Below are 7,238 nucleotides of genomic sequence, written 5' to 3'. Positions count from 1 at the left end.
TTCCGGCGCTCCCTCACGGAACAATTTATCCGGGAGTATCATCCTCCGCAGCAATTAAAAATGGTAGGCCTTAAGTGCGGAATTGGGTCCGGACCAGGTTCTCTCCTGCCCTGCAGCAGGTGCGCTTCAATTGGCCCTGTCCGCTATCCGATCCGTCCTGAGCTGATAGAACGGCTAATCCAATCCCCGGGGCATTTTATAAGCTCAATGGTGGACGGGAGTGAGGATTTGCTTCCCTTTCGTCTCCCGTCGCCAGAGATATCCGGGATCAATCGGGCAGATTGAATGTTGGCCTTATGCCATGCGTATCAGGCGGCTGGTGCCTCTTTTGTCGCGGGCTGCTTCGGCACGAACTTGTTATAAAGACAGGCTAGCAGGGCTCCCCCAATGAATCCATCCACAAAACCCCAGACCAGTCCAATAAAGCCCCCATACCAGGTCACCGAGTAGCCCAGGTAAATATTTGATAGCCGTGACAGCATTTCCCCCTCATATCCGAATAATAAAAACCAGTAGGTGAGGAGAAAAATCGCCAGAGCCCAAACGATCCCTGCCGCCAGACCCAGGGCTTTAACGCTCAGTTTCATTGCACCCTCCTTTTTAATATTAATAATATAAAGCTACGTGATCTGGAGATGAATATCAAATCAGATAGAGCGGGATACCGAATGAGATAGGTAGCGATGGCTTACAGGAATTTGGTCAATCGGCAGGCAAAGGCGCAGCGAGGGTCTTGGAATCATAGCAAGGATCGCGTAGTTTTGAATAATGCTCCAGGTAGTTTTGAAGACAGAAAATACGCGCATCCCATTTCATCCCTTTAGCCATGATGAGTGCCAACATTAGTCCGCTTGCATATCCCTTCCGCCAGGAGGGTGTCGACTACACCGGTATGATCCGCGGGGAACTGGACAACTGCCTGACAGAGACTGACCTGGGGATCGGGACCAGGATAGCGGGTAAAGTGCGGGACACCTATGACCTGGGAGACCGGCTTATCCTCGTCACCACCGACCGCCAGAGTGCTTTCGACCGCATTCTGGCGGCGATCCCTTTTAAAGGACAGGCCCTCAACCTCACCAGCGCCTGGTGGTTTCAGCAAACAAAGGCCATAATCCACAACCACGTTATCCAGGTCCCCGATCCCAATATCACCGTTGCCAGCAAATGCCGGGTGTTTCCCATCGAGTTTGTCGTTCGCGGCTATATCACCGGAACCACCAGCACTTCCCTCTGGACCCACTACCAGCGTGGAATCCGCAATTATTGCGGGAATCCCCTGCCGGACGGCTTGCGGAAAAATGAGCGCCTGGAGCGGCCCATCCTGACCCCCACCACGAAATCCGAGGAGCATGACCGGCCGATCAGCCCCGACGAGATCATCTCGGAGGGGTGGCTGTCAAAAGCGGATTGGGAAGCCACGAGGGCGGCTGCCCTGGAGCTGTTCTCTTTCGGGCAGCGGACGGCCCGGCAGCACGGTTTGATCCTGGTGGATACCAAGTACGAGTTCGGCAAAGACGCCGAAGGAAATCTCCTGCTCATCGACGAAATCCATACCCCCGATTCCAGCCGCTACTGGATCGCCGAAGGCTATCAGGAGCGTTTCGCCGAAGGCGAGGAACCGGATAATATCGATAAGGAGTTCCTGCGGCTATGGTTTGTGGAGCACTGCGATCCCTACCACGATGCCACCCTGCCGCCCGCCCCGGACGAGCTCAGGATCGAGTTGTCGCGGCGGTATATCTTGCTCTATGAAATGATCACTGGCGAGGCGTTTCCATTTCCCGAGGGGGGACAGTCGATTCAGCAACGCATCCGGAACAACCTGGCGGCCTACTTCTAAAGGCGATTCCGGTACCTGCCTGGAGATTAGTTTACCTACCGTTGTAAGTCCTTAGCACACCGGAAGCCCACATTGAAATCGAGCCAGTTGCCCGGCAGGCAATTGCGGAAATAGACCCGGCAGCAGGATGGACCGGAGTGCCACCCGCCGCCCCGGATCACGCGGAATTTCCCCTTTTCAGGGCCGGCCGGATTTTTCTTTGGACTCATTTTATAATAGTCCTTATCATAGTTATCAGCGACCCACTCAACGACGTTTCCAGCCATATCGTGCAGCCCATAACCGTTGGCGGGATAACTGCCCACCGGGGCTGTTCCGCTGGTGACTCCCTGCATTGTGAAGTTGGCCAGGGTGGAATCCAGCTTATCGCCGCCGGGGTAGTCCTTACCGACCAGGCCGCCCCTGGCGGCATACTCCCATTCGGCCTCGGTAGGGAGTCTTTTCCCGGCCCACTTCGCGTAGGCCGCCGCATCGCTCCAGCTGATCCCTACGACCGGGTGGTCTGGGAACTCTGGCCCGCTATGAAAGGCTTCCATCCCCCAGAATTCGGGCAGTTTCCTGTTGGTCGCTTCACAGAACGCAAGGTACTGGGCGTTGGTGACCTCGCACTTATCCATGTAAAAGGAGTCGATGGAGACCTGGTGTACAGGGCTGTGATCGCCGTTCCCGGCGGCCCCCATCATGAACTTTCCACCCGGCACTAATATCATGTCAGGGGGCTTCTGGTTGCTTTCCTGCGGTTGGGAATTAGGGTATGTTGTCTGCCATGAAAGGGCGACCAACACCACAGGTGCTAATGCTAAAGCACTGTGAATTATATTTATAGGCAGCATATTTTTATCTCCTGGATGCTTTATTTTCGGTGACAATTCCATGTTACTGGCAATATTAAGCATTTGATGGCGGCCGATCATATTGGCGTTTTTGGCCGCGGGCTCAGAGGATGATATAGAGCTGCTGCTGCGAGCCTGGGTGGTATAGCTCCACTTAAAGGATTGCGGCCTCGAGCTGCCCACCGGCATCTACATTGCTCGCCTGCTGGTCCCGCTCATAATCCCGCTGGAAGCGGGGCCTTAAGCGGGGCCTGTCACCCGCTTGGGTGGCTGAGTGTGATTAACGGCAGGAAAGGACAGACCCTTCTGCATAATAACGCTTGACATTGGAGTTTTTCTTTATTAGCATGACATAAGTCGCGTAAGCAAAGATCTTTATTATAATCTCTTATTTTAAGGGGATTTAACAGTAATATGTTAATTAAGGATTTAGCCTGATGTTAGCAAGGACCTTAATAACAGTTGCACTGGTAATTTGGCCTCTGGCAAGTCTCTTTTCAGCGGAAAAGGATTCACCGACGTTCCTGATCATGGGAGTATTATCTGACGGTTCGGAAATAGTTAACTATGACCCTATTAATTATCAACTTTATCGTTCCGGGATCAAAGAAATAAGAGTTAAGAACTTATTAGGAATAATGGGAACGATGATATATGACAGGGTGGTTATTAATACATCTATCCTATTAAGCTACGATAGGCAGGAGCTACATGAAGAATCAAAGGTATTATCTTATCGTTTGAGCAATGCTGTAAAAATTGGAGTGCCCCTGTTTACTGCTAGAAAAAATATCTTATTCCCATACCTCGGTATCGGTTTGGAATCCTTACTGATAAAAACGGATTTAAGATTTGGCGTAAAGAGCATTAATATTTTCTTCCGTGATAAAAACGATTATTTGATATACAATATTGCCTTCCTTTATGGATTGGCCTATGACTGGCCCCTGATTCAAGATAAAAATTGGCCCCTACCCCTTGATTTGCTTATCGGTATTGATGCCGGAGGAATGATTTCTAAACCACATCGTAATTGGTTTGTCAATGGCAAGCCTGAAAGTTATGACTATGCGCCTGAGTTTGATCTGAGAGATTTTATGCTAAGAGTTCATTTAGATTTTGTCTTATTTAGAAGGTGAATATTGAAATTTTGAATCTTCGTCGTGAGCTCAGCCGAACGTTCACGCCGATGCCTTGTCGAAGGTTACTACTATTTAAATAGCATTACGGATAGTCCCGCCATAGGCGGGGCCTGTCACCCACCTGGGTGGCTGAGCGTGATTATTGGCAAGAAAGGACAGCTTGTCTGAAATATAATTCTTGACATTGCCGGTATTTTTTAGTATCGTGTATTCGCGGCGTCCCTTCCTGGTGAAGTTGCGTTGAGATGCTCAGTGATTGTTTTTCCAAAGATCAATAATACAATTAAGGGGGCATTCATTACTATACGTTCCATTATTGAGCTTCCTTTATTCTGTAGATTTCCCTGGTTCGAATTGGTGACACCGGCGAGAAAGAATGATCCAAACGTAAATCCCTCCTACTGTAAATCTCTGACACTACCTTTTGGCAATGCTAGGTCATTGCTTTTTCCAGCTATTCTTCTCTTCACTACGTTTCTCAATACGATAGGCTATTCCCAGGAATGGACTAATCTCAATCCCTTCAGTCAACCGCCCGGTAATGGCCTTCTTGCTGTTGACTTTGTTGATACAAACCATGGTTGGGCTGTTGGAGAATGGGGGATCATTCTCTGTACTAGCAATGGGGGTGCGTCTTGGGAAGTGCAACAGAATCACACGTCTGACGCTCATCTCATTGATATTGACTTTGCTGATGCATTGAACGGGAAGGCGTTGGGAGCGGAGGGCACACTACTGCACACGAAAGACGGAGGTCTGACATGGTCTGGTACAGATATTCCTACTGAAGCATCACCTTTGGATATTGTGTTCATTAACCATTCCGTCGGTTGGCTCGTAGGTACGGAAGGATTAGTGCTCTGCACGAGTGACAAGGGACAGAATTGGCAGGCGCAATCGACACCTGTGGGTAGTTCGGCTCATTTTACCGCTGTAGACTTCGTTGATTCCTCCAACGGCTGGATTATCGGTTGTCAGGGAACTATTCTCCATACTTCAAATGGCGGGCAGGATTGGCTGCTACAAACCAGTGGCATGGATTGGGCCTTGCGGGATGTTGATTTCGTCGATCAACAGAACGGCTGGATCGTAGGCACATCTCTGGATACTAGTGGGACCCTCCGCACAACCGACGGCGGTCTAACCTGGCAAGTTGCAGGTCCCGAAGGCGTAGCCATTCATGCTGCTTCAGCACAGGACACATGGATTGCGGCCCGGGAAGGATATGTTGGAGGACTGATTAAGCATACCGGTGACGGCGGCCAGACCTGGGAGCAGCAGGCCTCCAACACGGAAAATTACCTCAATGACGTTGTGTTTATAGATGAGACCACAGGCTGGGCAGTTGGTGACCGCGGAACAATAATTCATACCGCTAATGGTGGCCAAACGTGGGTAATTCAGCAGACTCGGGATGTGAGCCATGATATGTCCCAAGGTATTATGATCGATAGGCAGCATGGGTGGTTTGCCGAATTCTGTCCGGGACGGATTTGGAAAACTGAAAATGGTGGTCTGAATTGGGAAATTCAAAATGAAGGCAGTGGTGCCACGTTCCATAGCATTGAGTTTGTGGATACCGTGCATGGTTGGGTAGTAGGTGAGACAGGGGTAAATCGGTTGGTTTTACGAACGGTCGACGGTGGTGAATCCTGGGAGGAAATCATAACTCCTCCTCTTTATAAGGTGACCTTTTTTGATTCTGCAGTAGGCATAGGCGGTGGGGATATCCTCTATCGGACAACCGATGGCGGCCGAACCTGGCAGGTACAAGAAGTTGAACCAGCGCTGCGCTTCGGTATAATCGATATGCACTTCGTTGACGATCAAAATGGGTGGGCTGTTGGCGCCAGCTGTGATGCATTGGATGCTGGCGTCATCTTAAACACTAAGAATGGCGGCGAAACCTGGCAGGTGCAAGTTCCTGATGCAGGTGCGGTGTTGCAGGGAGTCTATTTCAGTGATCAGAACCATGGGTGCGCTGTAGGATCTATCCATCCATTTCCCGGTGGTGCAATCTTAATCACACATGATGGAGGTGAGAATTGGAACTATCACTATCCGCCAAGCCCATGGCTTAACGACATATTTTTCTTCGATGCCAGCACCGGCTGGGCTGTCGGAGAGTACGGATTTGCCTGGCTGACTGAAGATAGTGGCTCAACCTGGACAAGGGTTGAAACAATGACTCATGCTGACCTGGGGAGCATTGTCTTTGTCGAAAATAAGAGGATCGGATACATTTTCGGAGAGGACAACACCCTGCTCAAGTATGACCGAGTAATAAGTGGTATACAACCGGAACTTCTCATGACACCGGCAGCGTTCGTTCTCTACCAGAACTATCCAAACCCGTTTAATCCAATAACAACCGTCACATACGACTTGCCAGAAGATGTTCAAGTGGCTCTGATTATCTATAATATCTTAGGTGAAGAAGTCGTTCGCTTAGTGGATGGAATGGTTCCCGGTGGCTATAGTCAGGTTGTCTGGAATGGTAAGGATAAATTGGGCCGCGAGGTACCGTCCGGCATCTACATCAGCCGCCTGGTGACCACAGAGTATACCAAGTCAATAAAGATGGTGTTGATGAAATAGGTACTCGTTGCTGGATAGCAGCTATTGTCGTACTGAGCTTGTCGAAGTACGACCTCGTTTATGGCGGAATCCTGACTCCACCTCCATCGCTCCCGTCATCACGAGCGTAGCGTGGCGATCTCCGCTGAGCGCTGATTGCTACCGGCCGATCCCTGCCCCCTTCCCCTGTCCCCCCGATGTGCCTAAATTCCATTCAACAACTGAAAAGGAGTCCCCATGTCCATTCGACAAGGTCAGGACAAGCCCCTCCCCTCCCGCGACGATGCCTGGAACCTGCTCTGCGAGTATACCAAGTCGGAATCCCTGCGCAATCATGCCCGCGCTGTGGAACAGGTCATGCGCGCCTATGCCCGCAAATGGGGCGAGGACGAAGACCTCTACGGCATCGTAGGCCTGCTGCACGACTTCGATTACGAGAAATATCCCACCATGGAGGATCACCCTTATCGGGGCGCGGAGATTCTCCGCGAGCGCGGCTACACCGAGGAGGTCATTACCGCCATCATGGGCCACGCCAACTATACCGGCGTCCCCCGGGAAACCCTACTCGCCAGGACCCTCTTCGCCTGCGACGAGCTCTCCGGCTTCCTCTTCGCCGTTACCTTCGTGCGCCCCTCCCGCTCCATCCACGAGGTCACACCCAAGTCGGTCAAGAAGAAGCTCAAGCAGCCCAGCTTCGCCGCCTCAGTGGACCGGGACGACATTGAGCAGGGCATTATCGAGCTGGGGGTGGATCGGGACGAGCACATCCAGTTCGTCATCGATGCTATGAAAGAGATTGATGAGGAGCTGGGACTGCGCGGGACGGTGGAACTTCCCACT

Annotated in this window: 6 protein-coding genes; 4 read left to right on the top strand and 2 right to left on the bottom strand. The window is 51.1% G+C overall.

Translation table 11 applies throughout. The features are described 5' to 3' along the window. Positions 1–308: 308 nt before the first annotated feature. Complete coding sequence (locus ACETWG_09810; protein MFB0516878.1) at positions 309–587, bottom strand: bacteriophage holin; 279 nt, start codon at positions 585–587, stop codon at positions 309–311. 305 nt (positions 588–892) lie between these two features. On the opposite strand from ACETWG_09810, the gene ACETWG_09805 reads away from it, so the two are divergent. Next, positions 893–1,843, top strand: a complete 951-nt coding sequence (locus ACETWG_09805; GenBank protein ID MFB0516877.1) for a phosphoribosylaminoimidazolesuccinocarboxamide synthase — start codon at positions 893–895, stop codon at positions 1,841–1,843. 35 nt (positions 1,844–1,878) lie between these two features. Here ACETWG_09805 and ACETWG_09800 read toward each other — a convergent pair whose 3' ends face one another. Next, a complete protein-coding gene (locus ACETWG_09800; protein MFB0516876.1) occupies positions 1,879–2,676 on the bottom strand; it encodes a formylglycine-generating enzyme family protein in 798 nt (265 codons plus the stop codon). Between the two features lie 437 nt (positions 2,677–3,113). Between ACETWG_09800 and ACETWG_09795 the strand changes: the two genes are divergently transcribed. From ACETWG_09795 to ACETWG_09785, 3 genes are all read left to right on the top strand, one after another. Continuing rightward, positions 3,114–3,815: a hypothetical protein gene (locus tag ACETWG_09795; protein MFB0516875.1), complete on the top strand. Its 702-nt coding sequence runs from the start codon at positions 3,114–3,116 to the stop codon at positions 3,813–3,815. Between the two features lie 255 nt (positions 3,816–4,070). Then, positions 4,071–6,416, top strand: a complete 2,346-nt coding sequence (locus ACETWG_09790; protein MFB0516874.1) for a YCF48-related protein — start codon at positions 4,071–4,073, stop codon at positions 6,414–6,416. A gap of 216 nt (positions 6,417–6,632) precedes the next feature. After that, positions 6,633–7,238: HD domain-containing protein (locus ACETWG_09785; GenBank protein MFB0516873.1), on the top strand; the 606-nt coding region annotated here is incomplete at its 3' end.

It is taken from the genome of Candidatus Neomarinimicrobiota bacterium, from assembly GCA_041862535.1.
In the GTDB taxonomy this organism is placed as follows: domain Bacteria; phylum Fidelibacterota; class Marinisomatia; order SCGC-AAA003-L08; family TS1B11.
The sequence above is the reverse complement of the archived record's forward strand: the minus strand, read 5'-3'. Positions and strand labels throughout refer to the sequence as shown.

Bases quoted from the DNA above. Each gene is read 5' to 3' on its own strand.
- ACETWG_09795 (MFB0516875.1), top strand. From the start codon at position 3,114: ATGTTAGCAAGGACCTTAATAACAGTTGCACTGGTAATTTGGCCTCTG.
- ACETWG_09805 (MFB0516877.1), top strand. From the start codon at position 893: ATGATCCGCGGGGAACTGGACAACTGCCTGACAGAGACTGACCTGGGG.
- ACETWG_09810 (MFB0516878.1), bottom strand. From the start codon at position 587: ATGAAACTGAGCGTTAAAGCCCTGGGTCTGGCGGCAGGGATCGTTTGG.
- ACETWG_09800 (MFB0516876.1), bottom strand. From the start codon at position 2,676: ATGCTGCCTATAAATATAATTCACAGTGCTTTAGCATTAGCACCTGTG.